Genomic DNA, 21,569 nt, shown 5'->3' on the forward strand with positions numbered 1-21,569 from the left:
GCTACGGTGTGCGGTGTGAAGGGCCTTGGGGGCGTACGGGGGGCGTTGCTGGTGGGGCTCGTCACCGTGGTCGTGCTCGCCGCCACCGGGGTGTGGAACCCGTTCCCGGGGCTGTGGGACTGGGTGAACCGCAGCCAGCCGATCTCCGAGCCGGACGTGGTCTGGCAGCAGCGCGTCGGCGGCACCCCGAAGAGCGTCACCATCGCCGGGGAGACCGTCGTCGTGGAGCAGCGCACCCGGGTCGAGGCGCGCAGCCTGGCCACCGGCACGCAGCTGTGGGAGCGCAAGGCGGACTGGGCCGCGGTGGCCGGCGGCGACCGCGACGCCGTCGTCGCCGTGGGCAAGCTCCTGGTCAAGGGGTACGAGCTGCTCGACCCCGCCACGGGCGTGGTCCGTCGGCGCGACGACGACGCGGTGGCCGTGTGGACGTACCGGAACCTGCTGCTCGACGCGCGCTGCACCGAGGCCACCGACTGCACCCTCAGCGCCTGGGACCCGCGCGGCACCACGCCACTGTGGACGGCGTTCCTGCCGGGCGTCAGCACCGGCCTCTTCGCCGACAATCCCCAACTGCTCGGCACTCGGCGACTCACCGCCCTGCGGGTGGACGACGGCGCGGCCGGCCCGGAGCGGGTGCCGCCGCTGCTGGGCTTCCCCGTCGACGGCCGGGTGCACGTGGTCGACACCGCCACCGGCCGGGTCGTGCAGAACGTCGAGCCCGGGCGGGACGAGCGGCTCGCCGTGGTCGGCGGGCGGATGCTGCGGATCACCGCCGTCTCCGCCGACGGCAGCTGCCGGTACGCCATCTCCGGCCGCGACCCGGCCACCGGCCAGGAGGTGTGGCGCCGGGCCGGGGTGAACGTGCGGACCGCCGACAGCGCGGGCTGCGCCCAGCGGGAGGATCCGCAGGGCGCCCGCAACGTGCTCGTCGGAGTGGCGCCGGACGGCCGGGAGGCGGTCCTCGACGGGTACGACGGCCGGCTGCTCCTGGTCGACGCCGAGGGGGAGAAGCTGCTCGCCGTCGACGACCGGTACGCCCTGGTGCGCAGCGCCGACAAGCGCACGATCACCGGCCGGGAGCTGGGCGCCGACCGGGTGCGCTGGACCCGTCCCGCCGGCGGCAAGCCGGGCGCGGCCCTCACCCCGTACGCGGCGGTGGTCGCCGCGGAGAAGCCGAACCGGCTCACCGCCCTCGACCCGCGTACCGGTCGGGAGCTGGTGGTGCTGCGCACCAGCGCGAACGTGCTCGCGGTCGGGCCGAACGGCATGATCATCGGCGAGGGGCGGGAGATCGGGTACGTCCGCTTCGGCGCCGGCGCCGCCGTTCCACCGGCGCCCCCACCCGACGGCGGCGTCCCCGGCCCGGGCGACACCGGCCCGGGCGACACCGGCGGCGTCCCGACCGACGGGGACAACTGCGGGCCGAAGCGGGAGCTGTGCCGGACCGAGGCCCCCAAGGACGGATGAGAGCGGCGTCCCACGACCGACCCGGCGGGTGTCACCGATCGACCGGTCTGCCCTAGGCTTTTCCGTCATGAGCAGTGCCGCCGCGTTCTCGTACGCCCCCTTGCTGCCGACCGGTCCGGACGCCACGGAGTACCGCCTGGTCACCGACGAGGGCGTGGACGTCGTCAACGGCCCGGGTGGCCGCCGTTTCCTCACCGTCGATCCGGCCGCGCTGACCGCGCTGACCGCCGAGGCGATGCACGACATCGCCCACTTCCTGCGCCCCGCGCACCTGGCCCAGCTGAGGTCGATCATCGACGACCCGGCGGCCTCGCCGAACGACCGGTTCGTCGCGCTGGACCTGCTGCGCAACGCCAACATCGCCGCCGGTGGGGTGCTGCCGATGTGCCAGGACACCGGCACCGCGATCGTGATGGGCAAGCGCGGCCGGCACGTGCTCACCGACGGGGCCGACGCGGAGGCGATCTCCCGCGGCGTCTACCAGGCCTACACCCGGCTGAACCTGCGGTACTCGCAGCTCGCCCCGCTGACCATGTGGGACGAGCGGAACACCGGCAGCAACCTGCCCGCCCAGGTGGAGCTCTACGCGGAGGACCCGGACGGCCACCCGGACGCGTACAAGTTCCTCTTCATGGCCAAGGGTGGCGGCTCGGCCAACAAGTCGTACCTCTACCAGGAGACCAAGGCGCTGCTGAACCCGACGCGGATGATGCAGTTCCTGGAGGAGAAGCTGCGGCTCATCGGCACCTCGGCCTGCCCGCCGTACCACCTGGCCATCGTCATCGGCGGCACCTCCGCCGAGTACGCCCTGAAGACCGCCAAGTACGCCTCCGCCAAGTACCTCGACGCGTTGCCCACCTCCGGTTCGATGACCGCGCACGGCTTCCGGGACCTGGAGCTGGAGGCGGAGGTGCTGGAGCTCACCCGCAACTTCGGCATCGGCGCGCAGTTCGGCGGCCGGTACTTCTGCCACGACGTCCGGGTGGTCCGGCTGCCCCGGCACGGCGCCTCCTGCCCGGTGGCGATCGCCGTCTCCTGCTCCGCGGACCGGCAGGCGGTCGCCAAGATCACGCCGTCGGGCGTCTGGCTGGAGCGGCTGGAGACCGACCCGGCCCGCTACCTGCCCGACGTCACCGACGAGACGCTGGACGCCGAGATGGTCGTCAAGGTCGACCTCAACCGGCCGATGGACGAGATCCGCGCCGAGCTGTCGAAGTACCCGGTGAAGACCCGGCTGTCGCTGACCGGCCCCCTGGTGGTGGCCCGGGACATCGCGCACGCCAAGATCGCCGAGCGGCTGGACGCGGGCGAGCCCATGCCCCAGTACCTGCGCGACCACGCCGTCTACTACGCCGGCCCGGCGAAGACCCCCGAGGGGTACGCCTCCGGCTCGTTCGGCCCGACCACCGCCGGACGGATGGACGCCTACGTGGAGAAGTTCCAGGCCGCCGGCGGCTCCCAGGTGATGCTCGCCAAGGGCAACCGCTCGTCCCAGGTCACCCGCTCCTGCGCGCAGCACGGCGGCTTCTACCTCGGCTCGATCGGCGGCCCCGCGGCCCGGCTCGCCCAGGACTGCATCAAGCACGTCGAGGTCCTCGAATACCCCGAGCTGGGCATGGAGGCGGTCTGGAAGATCCAGGTGGAGGACTTCCCGGCCTTCATCGTCGTCGACGACAAGGGCAACGACTTCTTCGCCGAGGTCACCAAGCCGGTGCTGACCATCGGTCGCCGCTGACGACGCGTACGCGAAAAGGGGCGCCGAGCTTCCGCCCGGCGCCCCTTTGTCATCTGGTGCTCGCCGACATCGGTGCGCCCGCCGCCCGGTGGGGCGTGGCCGGCGGGCGCACCGCCCCCGTCGGATGTCGTCACCGACAACCACGATGAGTGTCGGCTCCGCTGCTGTCGTTCCGCTATCGGATCGCTATCGTCCGCGTGAGGCGAGCTGTGACCGTCGGGCTACGCTGCTGGAAGGTGCACAGAAGCGTGCGGGGGCGCAGATGCGGTTCGGGATCCTGGGACCTCTGCGGGTGGGCGGCGGCGAGGCCACCATCACCGCAGGTCGGGACCGGACGGTGCTCGCCATGTTGCTGCTGCGGGCCGGCCGGGTGGTGCCGGTCGAGGAGTTGATCGACGCCGTCTGGGAGGACCGGCCGCCGGCCACCGCCCGGACGCAGCTCCAGATCTGTGTGTCGCGACTCCGACAACGCCTGGCGGCGGTCGGACTGCCGCCGGAGATCATCGTCACCGACCCGGTCGGTTACGGGATCCGGGTCGAGCCGACCGACCTGGACGCCGAGGTGTTCGGCCGCGCGGTCGAGGCCGGGCGCGTCGCCGTCGCCGACGGTCAGGCGGCGGAGGCCAGCCGGCACTACCGCTCAGCGCTGGCCCTCTGGCGTGGCCCGGCGCTGAGCGGAATCGCCAGCCGGAGCGTACGGCGGCGGGCGCAGACCCTCGACGAGCAGCGGCTCGCCGTGCTGGAGGAGTGCGTCGACGTCGAGCTGCGGCTGCGACGGGCGGCCGACCTCATCGACGAGCTCACCGAGACCGTCGAACGGCATCCCCTGCGGGATCGGCTGCGGGGCCAGCTCATGCTGGCCCTGTCCGCGGTCGGCCGACAGGCGGACGCCCTCGCGGTCTACCGCGAGGGCCGCCGGATCTACGCCGAGGAGTTGGGCATCGAGCCCGGTGCGGCGTTGCAGGAGCTGCACCAGCGGGTGCTCGCCGGCGACCTGGCGCTGGCCGGTCCGGAGGATCCGGCGCCCGCCCCGGTCCGCGCGCTGCCCCGGGCCATCAGCGACTTCATCGGGCGGCAGCAGACCGTCTCCCGGCTGGTGAAGGAGATCGAGGAGGACGGAGCGCGGATCCAGCTCATCGACGGCATGGCCGGCAGTGGCAAGACCACCCTGGCGGTGCATCTCGCGAACGCCCTCGGTGACCGCTACCCCGACGCGCACCTCTTCATCGACCTGCACGGGCACAGCGAGCGCACCCCGCTGAACCCGGCCGCGGCGGTGGCCACCCTGCTCCGCCAGCTCGGCGTGCCGGCGGAACGGGTGCCGCTCGACCCGGACGACCGGCTGGCGATGTGGCGGACCGAGCTGGCCCAGCGGCGCGCCCTGCTGGTGCTCGACAACGCGGCCGACGCCGCGCAGGTGACCCCGCTGCTGCCGAACGGCCCGAACTGCCTGGTGCTGATCACCAGTCGCCGCCGGCTGGTCGGGCTGGACGAGGGGCGCCCTTCGTCGCTGCCGGTGCTCGACCCGCAGGAGGCGGTCGAGCTGCTCGGCCGGGTCGCCGGGCCGGAGCGGGTCGTCGCCGAGCCGGACGCGGCCGGCGAGGTGGCCCGGCGCTGCGGCCACCTGCCGCTCGCCATCCGGCTGGCCGGGGCCCGGCTCGCGCACCGACCACGTTGGCGGATCGCCGATCTGGCCGATCGCCTGGCCCAGGGGCGCAATCCGCTGGCCGAGTTCGCGGCGGGGGACCGGTCCGTCGGGCAGGCCTTCGCCCTGTCGTACGCCCAGATCACGCCGCCAGCACAGCGGCTGTTCCGGTTCCTGGGCCTGCATCCCGGCGTACGGATCGACAACCGGGTGGCCGCCGCCCTCGCCGACCTGCCCCTGCCGGAGACGCAGGACCTGCTGGACGAGTTGGTCGACGCCCACCTGGTCGAGGAGGCGGAACCCGGCCGGTACCGGCTGCACGACCTCATCCGGGAGTACTCGCGCCTCCTGCTCGGCGAGCCGGAGCGGGTTGAGGAACGGCGGGACGCCCTGCGCCGGCTGCTCGACCACCATCTGTACGTGGCCGCCGAGCTGACCCGGCAGGTGGAGTGGGCGAGCAGCCGGCTGGCGCTGCGCCTGCCCGAGCCCGCCCGGCCCGATCTGGTCGCCGCCTCGGTCGCCGACGGACGCAGCTGGTTCGACGAGAACCGGTCGGCGTTGCCCGCGTTGAGCCGGATCGCGGAGGCCGAAGGGTTCCCCCGGCACTGCTGGCAGCTCGCCCGGGCCAGTTGGCGGGCCCAGTTCGACGGCGGTCACCTGGACGACCTGATCGAGATGCACGAGGCGGGCCGACGGGCCGCCGCGACGATGGGCGACGACGAGGCCGTCGCGACCATGCTCAACTACCTGGCCTCGGCGTACTACCGGCTGGCCCGCTTCTCCGAGGCCATCGGGCTGATGGAGGTGGCACTGGACCTGTGGCGGAGGCTCGGGTTGCACCACGAGGTGCGGAACACCCTGGGCAATCTCGCGACCTCCCACGCCGCCAACGGGGACCTGCCGCAGGGGCTGGCGTGTTACCAGGCCGCCAAGGCCATGTACCAGCGGCCCGGAGAGCTGGGTCATCTGGCCCAGCTGCTCAACAACCTGTCCTTCGCCCACTTCGTGGCCGGGCGGTACGAGGAGGCGTTGCGGGTCGGCCGCCGGCACCTGTCACTGGCACGGCAGGTCGGCGATGCGCGCCAGGTGGGGCACGCGATCGCCCACCTCGGGATGATCCGCCACCGGCTGGGGCACGGGGAGCCGGCCCACCGGCTGCTGCGGCTGGGTCTCCGGCTCAAGCGGAAGTCCGGCAACCGGTTCGGTGAGGGCGAGCTGCTCAACGAGATCGGGCTGATCGAGCGCCGGGCCGGCCGGCTGGACGCGGCGGCCGCCCTGCACCGGCAGGCGCTGGTCCTCATGATGGAGGTCGGCGACCGGATCGGGCAGTGCGGCTCGCGCAACCTGCTGGCCCGGGCCCTGCTCGACCAGGGCGACGTCGCCAGCGCGCTGGACCTGCACCGCCGGGTGCTCGCCGACGCCACCCGGCTCGGCGCCCGGCGCGAGCAGGCCCGGGCGCTCGACGGCATCGCCCGGTGCCTGCGCGGCACCGACCCCACCGCGACCCGCTCCCACTGGATGCGGGCCCTGGCGCTGTTCCGCCAGGTCGAGTCGCCGGACCAGCACGAGGTCGCCCGGCTGCTGGCGGAGCTGGACTGAGCGATCATCTGCGAGTCGGCGGCGTGCGCGGCAGGATGGTACGCGTGACGACTCCAGAGGCGACCGGTTACCGGATCGAACGCGACTCGATGGGCGAGGTGGAGGTGCCCGCCGAGGCGCTGTGGCGGGCGCAGACCCAACGCGCGGTGCAGAACTTCCCGATCTCGGGGCGGGGCATCGAACCGGCCCAGATCAAGGCGCTGGCCCGGATCAAGGGGGCCGCCGCCCAGGTCAACGGGGAGCTGGGCGTGATCGGGGCGGACGTGGCCGCGGCGATCGCCGCCGCCGCCGCGCACGTCGCTGACGGGGGCTACGACGACCAGTTCCCGGTCGACGTCTTCCAGACCGGCTCGGGCACCTCGTCCAACATGAACACCAACGAGGTCATCGCCACCCTGGCCGGCCGCGAGCTGGGCCGGCCGGTGCACCCGAACGACGACGTCAACGCCTCGCAGTCCAGCAACGACGTCTTCCCGTCCTCGATCCACCTGGCCGCCACGCAGGCGGTGGTCGAGGACCTGCTGCCCGCCCTGAAGCACCTCGCCGGGGCGTTGGAGGGCAAGGCGGAGGAGTTCGAGACCGTGGTGAAGGCGGGGCGTACCCACCTGATGGACGCCACCCCGGTGACCCTCGGCCAGGAGTTCGGCGGCTACGCCGCGCAGGTCCGCTACGGGGTGGAGCGGCTGGAGTCGGCGCTGCCCCGGCTGGCCGAGCTGCCGCTGGGCGGCACCGCCGTGGGCACCGGCATCAACACCCCGCTGGGTTTCGCCGCCCGGGTGATCGGGAAGCTGCGCGAGTCGACCGGCCTGCCGCTGACCGAGGCGCGCAACCACTTCGAGGCGCAGGGCGCCCGGGACGCCCTGGTGGAGACCTCGGGGCAGCTGCGTACCGTCGCGGTGGGGCTGTACAAGATGGCCAACGACATCCGCTGGATGGGTTCCGGTCCCCGCGCGGGCCTGCGCGAGCTGCGCATCCCCGATCTCCAGCCCGGCTCGTCGATCATGCCGGGCAAGGTGAACCCGGTGGTCGCCGAGGCGATGCGGCAGGTCTGCGCGCAGGTGGTCGGCAACGACGCCACGGTCGCGTTCGCCGGGTCGCAGGGCGACTTCGAGCTGAACGTGATGCTCCCGGTGATGGGGCGCAACCTGCTGGAGTCGATCCGGCTGCTGGCCGCGTCGAGCCGGCTCTTCGCCGACCGTCTGGTGGTGGGCCTGGTCGCGGACGCCGAGGTCTGCCTGGCGTACGCGGCGGGCTCGCCGTCGATCGTCACCCCGCTCAACCGTTACCTCGGATACGACGAGGCCGCCTCGATCGCCAAGGAGGCGCTGGCGAAGCAGATCTCGATCCGCGAGGTGGTGATCGCCCGGGGCCACGTCGACTCCGGCAAGCTGTCCGAGACCCAGCTCGACGAAGCCCTCGACCTCCTCCGCATGACCCACCCCTGATCCCCTGGACCGATCCACTCCGTTGCGCCGATCTGGCGGTGTCCGGGGCAAGGTGATACCGCCACGTCGCCGACGTGGAGCGGATCACCAGCGCGGCGGGGGCGGGATATCGGTCGACCGGGGCGGGTGGGGGCGGGATCATCGCGGCATGGCCGCTGAGGTGGTGCTGGAGACCGCGCGGCTGCGGCTGCGCCGGTTCACCCCGGACGACGTGGACCACCTGGTCGAGCTGGACAGCGACCCGGAGGTGATGCGCTTCCTGACCGGTGGCCGGCCGACCCCGCGCGCCACCGTGCGCGACGAGCAGCTGCCCCGGCTGCTGCGCCAGTACGACGCACACCCCGGGCTGGGGCGGTGGGCGGCGGAGGACCGGGACAGCGGCGGCTTCCTGGGCTGGTTCGCGCTCGACCCGTCCGACGACGGGACGCAGGCCGAGCTGGGCTACCGGCTGCGCCGGAGCACGTGGGGACGGGGACTGGCCACCGAGGGTTCACTGGCCCTGGTGCGGCACGCCTTCGACACGGTGGGCGTGCGGCGGGTCTGGGCCCAGACCATGACGGTCAACAGCCGCTCGCGGGCGGTGATGGCGAGGGCCGGCCTGCGCTACGTACGCACCTTCCACCTGCACTTCGACGACCCGGCTCCGGGGACCGAGCACGGCGAGGTGGAGTACGAGCTGCTCAGGAGCGACTGGCGGCCTTCCTCGCCCGGTACGCGTTGACCGCGGCCCGGTTGCCGCAGCCCGCCTCGCAGAACCGGCGGGACCGGTTCTTCGACAGGTCGACCAGCACGTTCTCGCAGCCCGGGTGGGCGCAGATCCGCAGCCGGCCCAGCTCGCCGGCGCGGACCAGGTCGGCCATCGCCATCGCCGCCTCGACCGCCATCCGGGTGGCCAGCGGCGCGTCCCGGGGCACCGCGTGCAGGTGGTACGGCTGGTCGTCGTGCCGGATCAGCTGGGGCAGTGCGTGGGATTCGCGCAGCAGTGCGTTGACGATGGCGACGACCTCGTCGACGTCGGCGTGCCAGATCCGGCGCAGCCGGGGGCGCAGCCGGCGTACCGCGTGCAGCTCGGCCTCGGTGTGCTCGTGCCGGCCGGTCCAGCCGTTGGCGACGAAGAACCGGTCCAGCGCGGCCACGTCCGGCAGTCCCTCGCCGTCCGGGTCGTCGGTGTTGGCGAGGGCGGCCGCCGCGATCAGCCCACATTCGGTGTCATGAGCAAAGAGCAACTTGACTCCTGTCAGCGTCGACCGTTAGCGTCACCAGCATAAGCGTATTTCGGTCATGACACCTGTGCCGGCGAGGAGAGCCCGATGCACGAACGATCCGCTGGCGTGGGCCTGGGGCTGGCCCTGGTCTCGGCCGTCACCTTCGCCACCTCGGGCACCTTCGCCCGATCCCTGATCGGGGCCGGCTGGTCGGCCGAGGCCGTCGTCGTCGCGCGGGTCGGGATCGCCGCCCTGGTGCTCGCGGTACCGGCCCTGCTCTCCCTGCGCGGCAAGGGTGCCGTGCTGCGCCGCAACCTCGGCCCGATGACCGTCTTCGGCCTGCTCGGCGTGGCCACCGCCCAGGCGTGCTTCTTCAACGCCGTGCGCTACCTGCCCGTCGGGGTCGCCCTGCTGCTGGAGTACCTCGGCATCATCCTGGTGGTGGCCTGGATGTGGCTGATGCACGGCCAGCGCCCCCGACGGCTCACGGTGGTCGGCTCGGTGGCCGCGCTGGTCGGGCTGGCCTTCGTGCTCGACCTGACCGGCGCCGGCCGCCTCGACCCGGTGGGCGTGCTCTGGGGGCTCGGCGCCGCGGTGGGGCTCGCCGGCTACTTCGTGCTCGCCGCCCGGGTCGACGCCGAACTGCCGTCGGTCGCCATGGCCAGCGGCGGCATGGCGATCGGAGCGGCGGTCTTCCTGCTGCTCGGGCTGGTCGGGGTGCTGCCGCTGCGGGCCACCTTCGGCGAGGTCGACTTCGCCGGGCAGCGCACCAGCTGGCTGGTCCCGATCGTCGGGCTCTCGCTGGTGGCCGCGGTGGTCGCGTACCAGGCCGGCATCGCGGCCACGCGGATCCTCGGCGCCCGGCTGTCGTCCTTCCTCGGGCTGACCGAGGTGATGTTCGCGGTGCTCATCGCCTGGCTGGTGCTGGGTGAACTGCCCACCGTGGTGCAACTGGCCGGTGGCACGCTGATCGTCGCCGGGGTGGCGCTGGTCCGCCTCGACGAGCTGCGCGGCGCCCGTGCCGAACGGTCGGCGACCCCGGCCGAGGAGCCCGCCCTGACGTGAGATCGTCGGCGCCGTGCTGACCGTGCTGGTGTTCGACGCCGACGAGACCCTGCTCGACCTGCGCCCGGCGGTCACCGGCGGGCTGGTGGCCGTACTCGAGGAGATGCGGAGGTTGACCCCGGCGGCGGCCGGGGTGTCGCTGGCGGACCTGGAGTCGGACTGGGGCGCGGTCTTCGGCGCGATGAGCGCCGCCCCGGTGCGGGAGATCCGGCGGGCCGCGCTGGCCCGCTCCCTGGCGCGGGCCGACCTGGCCGAGCACCTCGACGCGCTGGCGGCGCTCTTCTTCGCCCGGCGGTTCGCGCTGACCCGCCCCTACGCCGACGTGCTCCCCGCCCTGGCCACGCTGCGACGCGACTTCCGGCTCGGCTACGCCACCAACGGCAACAGCCGCGCCGAACGCTGCGGGCTGGCCGGCGAGTTCGCCTTCGAGCGGTACGCCCACGACGACGGCCTGCCGAAGAAACCCGACCCCGGCTTCTACGCGGCGGTCGTCGAGGCCGCGGGCGTGCCGGCGGAGCAGATCGCGTACGTCGGAGACTCGCTCGCCCACGACGTGGCCGGCCCGCAGCGCGCCGGTCTGCGGGGGATCTGGCTCAACCGGCTCGGCCTCCCCTGCCGGCCCGGCATACGCCCCGACGCCGAGGTCACCGGTCTGGCGGCGCTCCCCGCCGCGCTGGCCGGGCTCCAGCTCAAAGCCGGATAAACGTCCAATCCGGACGCCCACCTGGCGGAACTCGCATCGGTGTTGTCTGATGTCTGCGCACGTCCCTCAACGAGAGGAATTGATGTGGTGAGCAAACGCTTCACCGCCGGGGCCGTCGCGACCGCGGCGACCCTGGCGCTCACGGTGACCGGACTCGTGGCTCCGGCCAACGCCGAGCCGACCAGCACCCGGACCTTCACCGTGGTCGCCGAGGACGGCGTCTCGGCGGACGCGGCCATCGCCGCGATCCGTTCCGCGGGCGGCACCGTGGTGTCCCGCACCGACGACGTCGGCCTGTTCCAGGTCACCAGCGACCGGGCCGACTTCGCCAGCCGGGCGACCGCCGCCGGAGAGCTGGTCGGCGCCGCCGAGCAGAAGGCCATCGGCCGCAAGCCGAAGCTGGACCGGGTCGAGCAGGAACACCTGCTGACCGAGGCCAAGGGCGCCGCCGCCAGGGGGCAGGGCAAGAAGCTCGACCCGCTGGACGACAAGCTCTGGGGCCTGGAGATGATCCGCGCCGACAAGGCCCGGAAGATCGAACCGGGTGACCGGCGGGTGACCGTCGCCATCCTGGACACGGGCGTCGACGCCAGCCAGCCGGACCTCGCGCCGAACTTCAACTGGTCGCTGTCGCGCAACTTCGCCCCGGACAAGACCGACGTCGACGGCCCCTGCGAGGTGGCGAGCTGCCTCGACCCGGTCGGCACCGACGACGGCGGACACGGCACGCACGTCGCCGGCACCATCGGCGCCGCCGCGAACGGCTTCGGCCTCTCCGGGGTCGCCCCGAACGTCTCGCTGGTCGAGCTCAAGGGTGGCCAGGACTCCGGCTACTTCTTCCTCGACCCGGTCGTCAACTCCCTGGTGTACGCCGGCAAGGCCGGCATCGACGTGGTCAACATGTCCTTCTACGTCGACCCGTGGCTCTACAACTGCACCGCCAACCCGGCCGACTCGCCCGAGGCGCAGGCCGAGCAGCGGGCCATCATCAAGGCCATGACGCGGGCCCTGAACTTCGCCCACCGCAAGGGCGTGACCCTGGTCGGCTCGCTCGGCAACAACCACGAGGACCTCGGTGCGCCCCGGACCGACGTCTCCAGCCCGGACTACGGCTCCCCGCCGTACCCGCGGCCGATCGACAACGACAGCTGCTGGGACCTGCCGGCCGAAGGGCCGCACGTCATCGGCGTGTCCGCCGTCGGCCCGTCCGGCAAGAAGTCCGACTACTCCAACTACGGCACCGAGCAGATCTCGGTCGCCGCACCGGGTGGCTGGTTCCGCGACGGCTTCGGCACCGACACCTACCGCACCGACGCCAACATGATCCTCTCCACGTACCCGAAGAAGGTGCTCCAGGAGGAGGGCTCGGTCGACGAGGACGGCAACATCGTGGCCGGCTTCGAGAACTCGGTCTTCAAGCAGTGCACCGCCGCCGGTGAGTGCGGGTACTACACCTACCTGCAGGGCACCTCGATGGCGTCGCCGCACGTCAGCGGCGTGGCCGGTCTGATCGTCAGCAAGTTCGGCAAGAAGCAGGGCCGCAACGGCTTCGGCCTGGCGCCGGACCTGGTGGAGCAGCACCTCTACCGGACCGCCGCCGAGCACGCCTGCCCGGAGCCGCGCCTGCAGTCCTACACCAACGAGGGCCGGTCGGCCGAGTTCGACGCGTACTGCGCCGGCTCGCTGAACTTCAACGGCTTCTACGGGTACGGCATCGTCGACGCGTACGCCGCGGTGAAGAGCCCGCTCAAGCCGCACATCCAGCCGTAACGCACCTCCCGTCGAGGGCCCGGGCGACAGCCGTCGCCCGGGCCCTTCGCCGTCCGGTCGCGCTCGGCAGCGGCGGGGTGGTCAGCGCCGCCAACCCCGGGCGACGAGGGCGGTTCGGATCTCGCGGAGGACCGCGGGGAAGTCGTGGCGGAGGCGGCGGCCGGTCACGTGCAGCACGATCCAGCCGGCGGCCACCAACTGGTTGAGTCGTCGTCGGTCGCGGTGCAACTGGTCGGAATCGGCGTGCCACTGGCCGTCGTACTCCACCGCCACCCGGAACTCCGGCCAGGCCAGGTCGGGGTGCAGGAGCAGGCCGGACGGCAACCGGACCGGATGCTGGGTGACCGGCCGGGGCAGACCACCGAGGACCAGCCGGACCCGCAGCTGCGACTCCGGTGGTGACTGCGCTCCCGCGTCGGCCAGGTCGAAGACCCGGGCGGCGCGTCGACCGCCCGGGCGGTGGGCCTGCCGGCTGGCGGTCTCGGCGAGGGCGTCCCGGGACGTCAGGCCCATACCCAGCAGAGTGTCGACGACGCCGACCGCCCGAACGGGCTCCAGCCAGGCGGCCGTCTCCCAGGCGGCCTGCGCCGGGTCCGACCGGGGGAGGGCGGCAGGGATCCGTGCCGTGCCGTCCACACCGAACCGGCCGGACGGAATCACCGCGTCGCTGGTGTGCACCCGAATGCCGCCGAGGGAGTCGAGGCGGACGGTTCGGGGCACCCGAACGTGCACGACGTCGTCGAATCCGGCGGCATGGGTGACGCCGTGCAGGTAGGCCGCGGACGGGCCGGCGATCACCGCCTCGGGTGGCAGACGGAGCATGGTGGCCTGGCAGGCCAGCGCGTGGTCCCGGTCGAGGCGGGCGTCGGCGTAGACGTCCTGGCGGACCCGGATCCAGGAGGCGCCGCGGAGCTGGTGCCGGGTGAGCAGGCCACGCCGTACCGCTTCCGAGCCGCGGAAGACCCGCCAGGCGAGCGCGGACGGGCGGTGAGGTGGTGGGGGCATGACAAGGAGCGTCGCCGCCGCCGCTCCTACTGCGACACCCCTGTGGACAACCAGGGCCGGCCGGGTACGCCCGCCCTGTGGACGACGCCCGCCAGCGCCGCATCCTGTGGTAGGCGCCCCCTGATCACCGGTCGTCCGGTTACCGGCCGTTCCGCAGCTGAGATCGACTCCGTTTCGCCGACATGGCGGGGACCCGTCACGTCCGACACCACAACCTCGGCGCAATGGAGTCGATCTTGCCGGCTCGGGGTGCGGGGAAGTCAGGAGAGGGCGGCGGCGATCGACTCGGCGGCGGCGAGCACCTGCGCGCCGACCGCGTCCGAGTCCAGCGGGGCCAACGCCACCACCCCGACGCTCGCCTCCAGGCCCGGCACCCCCAACACCGGCGCGGCCACCCCGTACGCCCCGGGTTGGAGCTCCCCGACGGTGCTCACCGGGTCGGCCACGCCCGACCGGCCGGCCAGGATCGCCCGGCCGGCCGCCCCGCGCTCCAGCGGGTGCCGCGCGCCCGTCCGGTACGCCACGTGGAACGACGTCCAGCTCGGCTCGACCACCGCCAGCGCCACCCCCTCGCCGCCCTCCACCACCGTGAGGTGCGCGGTCGCGCCGGCCTGCTCGGCCAGCCGGCGCAGCGCCGGCAGCGCCCCCTCGGCGAGCAGCGGCTGGGCCCGCCGGGCCAGGTGGAGCACGCCGGCCCCGAGGCGCAGCCGGCCCGCGCCGTCCCGGCGCAGCATCCCGTGCCCGGTCAGCGCCCCGACCAGCCGGTAGACGGCCGCCCGACCGATGCCCAGCCGGTTAGCCGCCTCGGTCACGGTCAGCCCGGCGGGCGCGTCGGCCACCAGATGCAGCAGGCGCAGGCCCCGGTCCAGGGTCTGCGCCGTCTCGCCGGCCCGGACCGCCGCGTCGCCGAGCGCCGGCCCGTCCCGTTCCGTCGCGCCGACCCCGACCCGGGCCGCCGCGTCGCCGGACTCGCCGGACCTCGCCGTCGTCTCCACAGCACGCAGCGTACGACCCGGCTCCGGGCGACCTGGGAATGCGTGGACGGCTACCCTTGTACGGTGACGCTACGCCTGTATGACACCGCCACCCGATCGGTGCGGGACTTCGTCCCGCGGGAAGCCGGCAAGGTGGGGGTCTACCTGTGTGGGCTCACCCTCCAGTCCCCACCGCACATCGGCCACCTTCGCTCCGGCGTCAACTACGACGTGCTGCGCCGCTGGCTGCTCGCCGCGGGCTACGAGGTCACCTTCGTCCGCAACCTGACCGACATCGACGACAAGATCCTGGTCAAGGCGCAGGAGCAGGGCCGGCCGTTCTGGTCGATCGCGTACGCCAACGAGCAGCTGCTCGCCAACTCGTACCGGGCGTTGAACGTGCTGCCGCCGACGTACGAGCCGCGCGCCACGGGGCACATCCCGGAGATGCACGAGCTGATCGCGAAGCTGATCGCCGACGGGTACGCCTACCCGGCCACCGACGGCTCCGGCGACGTCTACTTCGACGTGGCCTCCTGGCCGGCGTACGGGTCGTTGTCGGGCGCGTCGCCGGACGCGATGCAGTCGGCCGGCGACGCGCCGGACCGGGGCAAGCGGGACCCGCGCGACTTCGCCCTCTGGAAGGGCGTCAAGTCCGACGAGCCGGCCGACGCCTACTGGCCGTCGCCGTGGGGGCGGGGCCGGCCCGGCTGGCACATCGAGTGCTCGGCGATGTGCTGGCGCTACCTGGGCGCCGAGTTCGACATCCACGGCGGCGGGCTGGACCTGACCTTCCCGCACCACGAGAACGAGATCGCCCAGTCGCAGGCCGCCGGGCTGCCCTTCGCCCGCTACTGGGTGCACCACGGGCTGCTCGGCATCGGCGGCACCAAGATGGGCAAGTCGCTGGGGAACGCCCTCGACCTGGCGTACGTGGAGTCGCTCGGGGTGCGCCCGGTCGAGCTGCGCTACTACTACGCCGCCGCGCACTACCGCTCGCTGATCGACTACTCCGAGGAGGCCCTGCGCGACGCCGCGGTGGCGTACCGGCGCATCGAGGGCTTCGTGCTGCGGGCCGCCGAGCGGGTCGGCGCCGGTCAGCTCGGCGAGCTGCCCGCCGGCTTCGTCGCCGCGATGGACGACGACCTGAACACCTCGGCCGCCCTCGCCGTGCTCCAGGGGGTGCTCAGGGACGGCAACACCGCCCTGACCGACGGCGACGATGTGACCGTGCGCACGACCCTGGGGGCCGTACGGGCGATGCTGGATATCCTCGGCGTCGACCCCCTGGACCCCGCCTGGACCGGCGGTGGCCGCGCGGACGACCTGCGCGGCGTGGTGGACTCCCTGATCGCGCTGGCCCTGGAGCAGCGCGCGCAGGCTCGCAGCCGCAAGGACTGGGCCGCCGCGGACGCCGTACGCGACCAGTTGAAGCAGGCCGGCGTGGTGGTGGAGGACACCCCCCAGGGCCCCCGATGGACTATTGGAGAGCAGGACTGATGGCCGGCAACTCGCAGCGCCGTGGCCGGCGTCTGACCCCGAAGGCGGGCGCCCCGAAGGGCTCCGGCGGCAAGAACAAGGACGCTCTGGCCGGGCGGGGCAGGACCCTGCCCGCCGATGAGCGGCCGTGGCACAAGGCGTACTCGGGCACCGAGAAGCTGCCCCAGCGCACCGCCTGGAAGCAGGACAAGGAGCGTCGCGCGGCGGCCGAGGAGGGGCGTGCCCCCAAGATCGGCCAGCCGGGCTCGAAGGACACCACCTGGGGCAAGGGCGGTGGCCGGGGCGTTCCGGTCGGCCGGGGCGCCACCGGCGGCCGGGGCGGCAAGCCCACCGGCCGGACCGGTCCGCGGGTCGCGCCGGGACGCAAGTCCAACCCGGCCAAGGACAGCCCGGAGTTGCTGGTCGGCCGCAACCCGGTGCTGGAGTCGCTGCGCACGCAGGTGCCGGCGACCGCGCTCTACACCGCGCAGGGCATGGACGCCGACGACCGGGTCAACGAGATCATCCGTACGGCCGCCGACCGGGGCATCGCCATCCTGGAGGTCAGCCGGGCCGAGCTGGACCGGATGACCGGCGGGGTGCTGCACCAGGGCGTCGGTCTCCAGGTGCCGCCGTTCGCGTACGAGCCCTTCGAGGACATGCTGGCCGCGTCGGTGGAGCACACCGCCCCGCTGCTGGTGGCGCTGGACGGGGTCACCGACCCGCGTAACCTGGGCGCGGTGATCCGCTCCGCCGCCGCGTTCGGCGCGCAGGGCGTCTTCGTACCCGAGCGGCGGGCCGCCGGGATCACCGCGACCGCCTGGCGGACCTCCGCCGGCGCGGCCGCGCGGGTGCCCGTCGCCCAGGTCACCAACCTGACCAGGGCGTTGAAGGCCTGCCGGGACGCCGGCTTCATGGTGGTCGGCCTGGACGCCGACGGCGAGACCGACCTGTACGACCTGGAGGCCGCGGTCGGCCCGCTGGTCGTGGTCGTCGGCTCGGAGGGGCGCGGGCTGTCCCGGTTGGTCGGGGAGACCTGCGACCTGACCGTCAGCATCCCGATGATCTCCGACGTGGAGTCGCTCAACGCCAGCGTCGCCGCCGCCGTCACCCTCGCCGAGGTGTCCCGCCGCCGCGCCGCCGAGGGCTGACCGACCGGTTCACGCAGACGAAAGGGGCGGTCCGCCGTGGCGGACCGCCCCTTCGCTGTACGTCAGTTCAGGGCGTACGTCAGATGCGCTTGCCGGTGGTGGCGTGGAAGATGTGGCTCTGGCCGGCGCGCGGCTTGACGAACACGGTGTCACCCATGTTCGGCATGGTGCGCCGGTCGGTGCGGACGACGAAGCGCTCGTCGTGGCCCTCCAGCGCGGCGTGGCCGTAGACGTTGGCGTCCGAGCCGAGGTCTTCGACCAGCTCGACGACGACCGGCATGCCGCCCTCGGTCGGGCTGACCAGGTCGCAGTCCTCCGGACGGAAGCCCACGGTCACCTTGCCGTCGCCGCCCTCGGCGCGGGCCGCCTCGACCTGCTCGCGGGTCAGCGGGATGTGCATCTCGGCGAAGGCCGCGCCCTGGTCGTTCAGCGGCACGGTCTTGATGTTCATGGCGGGGGAGCCCATGAAGCCGGCGACGAAGACGTTGGCCGGGGTGTCGTAGAGCGCCCGCGGGGTGTCCACCTGCTGGAGGATGCCGTCGAGCATGACCGCCACCCGGTGGCCCATGGTCATCGCCTCGACCTGGTCGTGCGTGACGTAGACCGTGGTGATGCCGAGCTTGGCCTGCAGCGAGGCGATCTGGGTACGGGTCTGCACGCGGAGCTTGGCGTCGAGGTTCGACAGCGGCTCGTCCATGAGGAAGACCTGCGGCTCCCGGACGATCGCCCGGCCCATCGCGACCCGCTGGCGCTGACCACCGGAGAGCGCCTTCGGCTTGCGGTTGAGGTACTCCTCCAGCTGGAGCAGCCCGGCCGCCTCCTTGACCCGCCGGTCGATCTCGTCCTTCGGGGTCTTGCGCAGCTTCAGCGCGAACGCCATGTTCTCGTACACCGACATGTGCGGGTAGAGGGCGTAGTTCTGGAAGACCATCGCGATGTCGCGGGCCTTCGGGGGAAGGTGGGTGACGTCCCGGTCGTCGATGTAGATCGCGCCGTCGTCGACGTCCTCCAGGCCGGCGAGCATCCGCAGGCTGGTGGACTTGCCGCAACCCGACGGGCCGACCAGGACGAGGAACTCCCCGTCGCCGATCTGGAGGTCGAGCTGGTTCACCGCGGGGCGTTCGGTGCCCGGGTAGATCCGGGAGGCCTTCGCGTACGTGACCGTAGCCATGGTGGTGCGCTTCCTTTCACCGGCAGGAACGTGCCGGACGATCCGAGTGAAGGAGCCACCGGCACCGCGTCGGTGCCGGTCCGCGGACGGCGCAACCGGTCGGCCGGAGCCGGTGGGGGTGTCGCCCGCGTGACTGCACGGTAAACGCCTTTTCCGGGCCTGCCAAGACGGGGGACGCCGGAAGGGATGGACCGCATACGCATTCCGGTCAGTCGGGCACGGGCGGGCAGGAATCCCCTCGGCCGATCCTGCCCTTCGGCGTCGGTCGGTCGGCGAAGAGCGCCAACGATCGACGTTTTCCGTGCTCGGCGGCCTGCCGGGCGGGAATTCCGGACGCCAGTCGCTATGCTGACGTCGACACATGCGCCCCTGTAGCTCAGCTGGCCAGAGCACTCGCCTTGTAAGCGAGATGTCGCCGGTTCGATCCCGGCCGGGGGCTCCAACTCCACTACGCAGCTTCCACCGGGCGCTGCCGCGCGTGCTGTACCACTCTCGCTACCACCGGCTCTCCCCGTAAGGCGAGCACGGTGACCCGAGGGGCGAACATCATCGCGATCATCCAGAAGACGGCCGCGACGGATGCGATCGTTGCGATGGCCTTCGTTGGGAGCGAAGCCGCCCTCCACACGCTGCTGGGCAGCACGAATTGGCTGGCTGCCACCACCGCTATGACCATCGCAATGATCAGCACCGCCGTGAATCTCGACCGCCTCCTCGACGCCCGCCCTCAGGTCACACGCCTCTCGGGTACGAGATCATGACGAGTCTTGGTCGACCCGACTAGCCTCTCGGCCATGCCTCTGTCCGGCCGTGCGCGGCGGCGGGCCGCTCGGCTACCGCTGTGGCCCAGGTTCGCCATCGTCGGCGTCGTGGCGTCGACCGGGCTGCTCCTGGCCGGCCTCTTCGCCGATCTGGGACCGCCACCGCAGGCCGGCGAGCTGGTCCCCGGCACCGTGGTCTCCGTCGAGACCGACCGCGGCGGCCTGCCCGCCACAGCGCTGCTGGGGATCGAGACGGTAGACGGCCCGGTCCTGTGTGGCATCGGGCGGACGGCGTTTCCGGGAGAGCAGGTCCCGCCCCCGGGGACGCGGATGACCGTGGACCACACGCCCACCACGTGTGCCCCGGCCCCGGTATCGCGTGAGTTGCCCCGTTGGCTGCTGCTCTCGACCGGCGGTGGCGGACTGGCTCTGATGGTGGCCTACCTGTGGCTGGCCGGGCCGATCACCTGGGCTCGGTTCATGCCGGGATGGACCCGCGGCGGCGCCTGGCACGGGTGAGCAAGGCGCCCCGCTGCCGAGCCGTCGTGCCCCACCCGGGGCGAAGAATTGTGGGACGGTTGCGCCTACCGGACGGCGGGAGACGGGAGGAGACCCCGCGTGGACGAGACCGGTACGCCGCGGGTCGGCGGACAGGACCCGGAGGTGCGGTGCACGGAGAGCGGGCGGTTGCTGCTCCGCCGGCCCACGTCGGCTGACCTGCCGGACGTGTTCCGGATCCACGGCGATCCGCGGACCAACCAGTTCAACCCGGACGGCCCACACGTTGGCGTCGAGACCAGCGTGGCACTGCTCGATCAGTGGCTCGATCACTGGCGGACGCACGGGTTCGGATACTGGGCGGTGCAGCCCGTGAGTAGCGCGGAGGTCATCGGCTTTGCCGGGCTGCGCCACGGACGATGGCTCGGACGTTCCGTGCTGAACCTGTACTACCGCTTCGCGCCGCAGCACTGGGGCAGTGGCTACGCCACCGAGACGGCCCGGTACGCGGTCGCCTGGGCCGCGGCACACCAACCGGACCTGCCTGTGCTGGCCCGCACCACCGCCGACAACGTCCCGTCTTTGCGTACGGCGCTGGCAGCGGGCCTGGTACGGCGCCCGGACCTCGACGGGGCCGAGGGAGACGTACCGATGGTGGTGCTGGCATCGCGCTGACCGGTCCGGTCACCACCCCGCGACCTCATGATCGACATGGCCCAGGAGGACGTTCCGGAGGACGGCCGGCTGCTGAGGACGCTTGCCGACCACCATGACCTGACGTTCGGGGCGTGCGCGGCGGTGGTCGCGGCTTCCTCGAACCGGGCTCGCCACCGTTGGACCCACCCGCCCGATAACCTGGGCGGACGCGGGGGAGGCGAGGTCGATGAGTCGCGCGGTGGAGGAGTCCAACCGGGCGATGCTGCGCGCCCGGGACGCGATGGACCGGGCGTACGCCCAGCCGTTGGACATCCCGGCGCTGGCCCGGATCGCGCACGTCTCCCAGGCCCACTTCATCCGTACCTTCCGGGCCACCTTCGGTGAGACCCCGCACCGCTACCTGCAACGCCGTCGGGTGGAGCGGGCGATGTCCCTGCTGGTCGAGAGCGACCGGGACGTCACCGACATCTGCTTCGCGGTCGGCTTCAGCAGCCTCGGCACGTTCAGCCGGACGTTCCGGCAGATCGTCGGCGAGTCGCCGAGCGACTTCCGCCGGCGCCGGTCGGCCGCCGCCGCGCGCGTGCCCAGCTGCTTCACCAAGGCCTGGACCAGACCGAGCAGTTTCGGATAAGCGGCAGGTCACGTCCGACCTCTAGCGTCGTGGGCATGACGATGAACGCGATCAGCCGCTCCCAGATCTACGTCCTCGACCAGGACGAGGCCCTGGACTTCTACGTCGGCAAGCTCGGCATGGAGGTCAACACCGACCAGGACCTCGGCTTCATGCGCTGGCTCACGGTCAACCTCCCGGGCGACCGGGAGCGCGAGATCCTGCTGGAGAAGCCCGGACCGCCGGCGCTCGACCCGGCCACCGCCGAGCAGGTCCGCGAGCTGCTCACCAAGGGCGCGCTGGGCGGCTACCTCTTCATGACCACCGACGACGCCCACAAGACGTACGAGGATCTGGTCGCCAAGGGTGTGGAGATCACCGACGAGCCGATGGAGCGCCCGTACGGGATCGACTTCGGCATCCGCGACCCGTTCGGCAACAAGATCCGCATCGGCCAGATGTTCCCCCGGGCCTGATCGCCTTCGGCCTCGCGGTGTCCGCCGGCTGGGCCTGGGTCACCGCGACCTTCGTGGGAGCGCTGCGACGGTCGCCTCGCTGAGCGTGAGCGGGACGGCGGCGGCCGGGAGGCGCGGGTTAGCATCGCGCCTCCCGGCCACACGAGGAGACGA

General features: G+C 72.7%; 19 protein-coding genes and 1 tRNA gene. 16 read left to right on the forward strand and 4 right to left on the reverse strand.

The window, feature by feature from the left end:
- The first annotated feature begins 45 nt into the window (after nucleotides 1-45).
- The 5 genes from V6U79_RS10685 to V6U79_RS10705 all read left to right on the forward strand — a co-directional run bounded on the left by V6U79_RS10685 (nucleotide 46) and on the right by V6U79_RS10705 (nucleotide 8,612).
- On the forward strand, nucleotides 46-1,467 hold the full coding sequence (locus tag V6U79_RS10685; RefSeq protein ID WP_334614597.1) for an outer membrane protein assembly factor BamB family protein: 1,422 nt from the start codon (nucleotides 46-48) through the stop codon (nucleotides 1,465-1,467).
- A 67-nt stretch (nucleotides 1,468-1,534) separates the two neighbouring features.
- Nucleotides 1,535-3,202, forward strand: coding sequence for a fumarate hydratase (locus V6U79_RS10690; protein ID WP_334521106.1), 1,668 nt, complete (start codon nucleotides 1,535-1,537; stop codon nucleotides 3,200-3,202).
- Nucleotides 3,203-3,464: 262 nt separating this feature from the next.
- The gene (locus V6U79_RS10695) at nucleotides 3,465-6,446 is read left to right on the forward strand and encodes an AfsR/SARP family transcriptional regulator (protein WP_334614516.1); all 2,982 of its coding nucleotides are present in this window, start codon (nucleotides 3,465-3,467) and stop codon (nucleotides 6,444-6,446) included.
- 35 nt (nucleotides 6,447-6,481) lie between these two features.
- Nucleotides 6,482-7,891 (forward strand): class II fumarate hydratase, encoded by a 1,410-nt coding sequence (locus tag V6U79_RS10700; RefSeq protein ID WP_334521091.1) that lies wholly within the window; start codon nucleotides 6,482-6,484, stop codon nucleotides 7,889-7,891.
- Between the two features lie 148 nt (nucleotides 7,892-8,039).
- Nucleotides 8,040-8,612, forward strand: a complete 573-nt coding sequence (locus V6U79_RS10705) for a GNAT family N-acetyltransferase (RefSeq protein WP_334614518.1) — start codon at nucleotides 8,040-8,042, stop codon at nucleotides 8,610-8,612.
- Here the strand turns inward: V6U79_RS10705 and V6U79_RS10710 are convergent.
- The gene (locus tag V6U79_RS10710; protein WP_334614519.1) at nucleotides 8,572-9,117 is read right to left on the reverse strand and encodes a CGNR zinc finger domain-containing protein; all 546 of its coding nucleotides are present in this window, start codon (nucleotides 9,115-9,117) and stop codon (nucleotides 8,572-8,574) included. The genes V6U79_RS10705 and V6U79_RS10710 overlap by 41 nt on opposite strands.
- Nucleotides 9,118-9,201: 84 nt before the next feature.
- On the opposite strand from V6U79_RS10710, the gene V6U79_RS10715 reads away from it, so the two are divergent.
- The 3 genes from V6U79_RS10715 (at nucleotide 9,202) to V6U79_RS10725 (ending at nucleotide 12,634) form a co-directional block, all read left to right on the forward strand.
- On the forward strand, nucleotides 9,202-10,161 hold the full coding sequence (locus tag V6U79_RS10715) for an EamA family transporter (protein WP_334521083.1): 960 nt from the start codon (nucleotides 9,202-9,204) through the stop codon (nucleotides 10,159-10,161).
- 13 nt (nucleotides 10,162-10,174) lie between these two features.
- The gene (locus V6U79_RS10720) at nucleotides 10,175-10,864 is read left to right on the forward strand and encodes an HAD family hydrolase (RefSeq protein ID WP_334614520.1); all 690 of its coding nucleotides are present in this window, start codon (nucleotides 10,175-10,177) and stop codon (nucleotides 10,862-10,864) included.
- 87 nt (nucleotides 10,865-10,951) lie between these two features.
- A complete protein-coding gene (locus tag V6U79_RS10725; RefSeq protein ID WP_334614521.1) occupies nucleotides 10,952-12,634 on the forward strand; it encodes a S8 family serine peptidase in 1,683 nt (560 codons plus the stop codon).
- A gap of 81 nt (nucleotides 12,635-12,715) precedes the next feature.
- Here V6U79_RS10725 and V6U79_RS10730 read toward each other — a convergent pair whose 3' ends face one another.
- Nucleotides 12,716-13,639 (reverse strand): DUF559 domain-containing protein, encoded by a 924-nt coding sequence (locus tag V6U79_RS10730; protein WP_334614523.1) that lies wholly within the window; start codon nucleotides 13,637-13,639, stop codon nucleotides 12,716-12,718.
- A 260-nt stretch (nucleotides 13,640-13,899) separates the two neighbouring features.
- Entirely contained in the window at nucleotides 13,900-14,634 is a 735-nt protein-coding gene (locus tag V6U79_RS10735; protein WP_442933763.1) for an IclR family transcriptional regulator, read from the reverse strand.
- Between the two features lie 63 nt (nucleotides 14,635-14,697).
- Here V6U79_RS10735 and cysS point away from each other — a divergent pair, with 63 nt between their 5' ends.
- Together cysS and rlmB are read left to right on the forward strand one after the other, a co-directional pair.
- Nucleotides 14,698-16,113: a cysteine--tRNA ligase gene (cysS, locus tag V6U79_RS10740; RefSeq protein WP_334614525.1), complete on the forward strand. Its 1,416-nt coding sequence runs from the start codon at nucleotides 14,698-14,700 to the stop codon at nucleotides 16,111-16,113.
- A complete protein-coding gene (rlmB, locus tag V6U79_RS10745) occupies nucleotides 16,113-17,243 on the forward strand; it encodes a 23S rRNA (guanosine(2251)-2'-O)-methyltransferase RlmB (protein ID WP_334614527.1) in 1,131 nt (376 codons plus the stop codon). The genes cysS and rlmB overlap by 1 nt, the downstream gene beginning before the upstream one ends.
- Nucleotides 17,244-17,322: 79 nt before the next feature.
- Here rlmB and V6U79_RS10750 read toward each other — a convergent pair whose 3' ends face one another.
- Nucleotides 17,323-18,414, reverse strand: a complete 1,092-nt coding sequence (locus tag V6U79_RS10750; protein WP_334521062.1) for an ABC transporter ATP-binding protein — start codon at nucleotides 18,412-18,414, stop codon at nucleotides 17,323-17,325.
- 365 nt (nucleotides 18,415-18,779) lie between these two features.
- Here V6U79_RS10750 and V6U79_RS10755 point away from each other — a divergent pair.
- The 6 genes from V6U79_RS10755 to V6U79_RS10780 all read left to right on the forward strand — a co-directional run bounded on the left by V6U79_RS10755 (nucleotide 18,780) and on the right by V6U79_RS10780 (nucleotide 21,416).
- Nucleotides 18,780-18,856: transfer RNA gene (locus tag V6U79_RS10755), tRNA-Thr, on the forward strand.
- 85 nt (nucleotides 18,857-18,941) lie between these two features.
- Nucleotides 18,942-19,175, forward strand: coding sequence for a hypothetical protein (locus V6U79_RS10760; protein ID WP_334614529.1), 234 nt, complete (start codon nucleotides 18,942-18,944; stop codon nucleotides 19,173-19,175).
- Nucleotides 19,176-19,208: 33 nt separating this feature from the next.
- On the forward strand, nucleotides 19,209-19,694 hold the full coding sequence (locus V6U79_RS10765) for a hypothetical protein (protein WP_334614531.1): 486 nt from the start codon (nucleotides 19,209-19,211) through the stop codon (nucleotides 19,692-19,694).
- A 144-nt stretch (nucleotides 19,695-19,838) separates the two neighbouring features.
- Nucleotides 19,839-20,348: a GNAT family N-acetyltransferase gene (locus V6U79_RS10770; RefSeq protein ID WP_334614599.1), complete on the forward strand. Its 510-nt coding sequence runs from the start codon at nucleotides 19,839-19,841 to the stop codon at nucleotides 20,346-20,348.
- Between the two features lie 208 nt (nucleotides 20,349-20,556).
- The gene (locus V6U79_RS10775) at nucleotides 20,557-20,961 is read left to right on the forward strand and encodes a helix-turn-helix domain-containing protein (protein ID WP_334521053.1); all 405 of its coding nucleotides are present in this window, start codon (nucleotides 20,557-20,559) and stop codon (nucleotides 20,959-20,961) included.
- 35 nt (nucleotides 20,962-20,996) lie between these two features.
- Entirely contained in the window at nucleotides 20,997-21,416 is a 420-nt protein-coding gene (locus V6U79_RS10780; protein WP_334614533.1) for a VOC family protein, read from the forward strand.
- The last annotated feature ends 153 nt before the right edge of the window (nucleotides 21,417-21,569 follow it).

This window comes from Micromonospora psammae (assembly GCF_036902725.1).
Taxonomy (GTDB): Bacteria; Actinomycetota; Actinomycetes; order Mycobacteriales; family Micromonosporaceae; genus Micromonospora.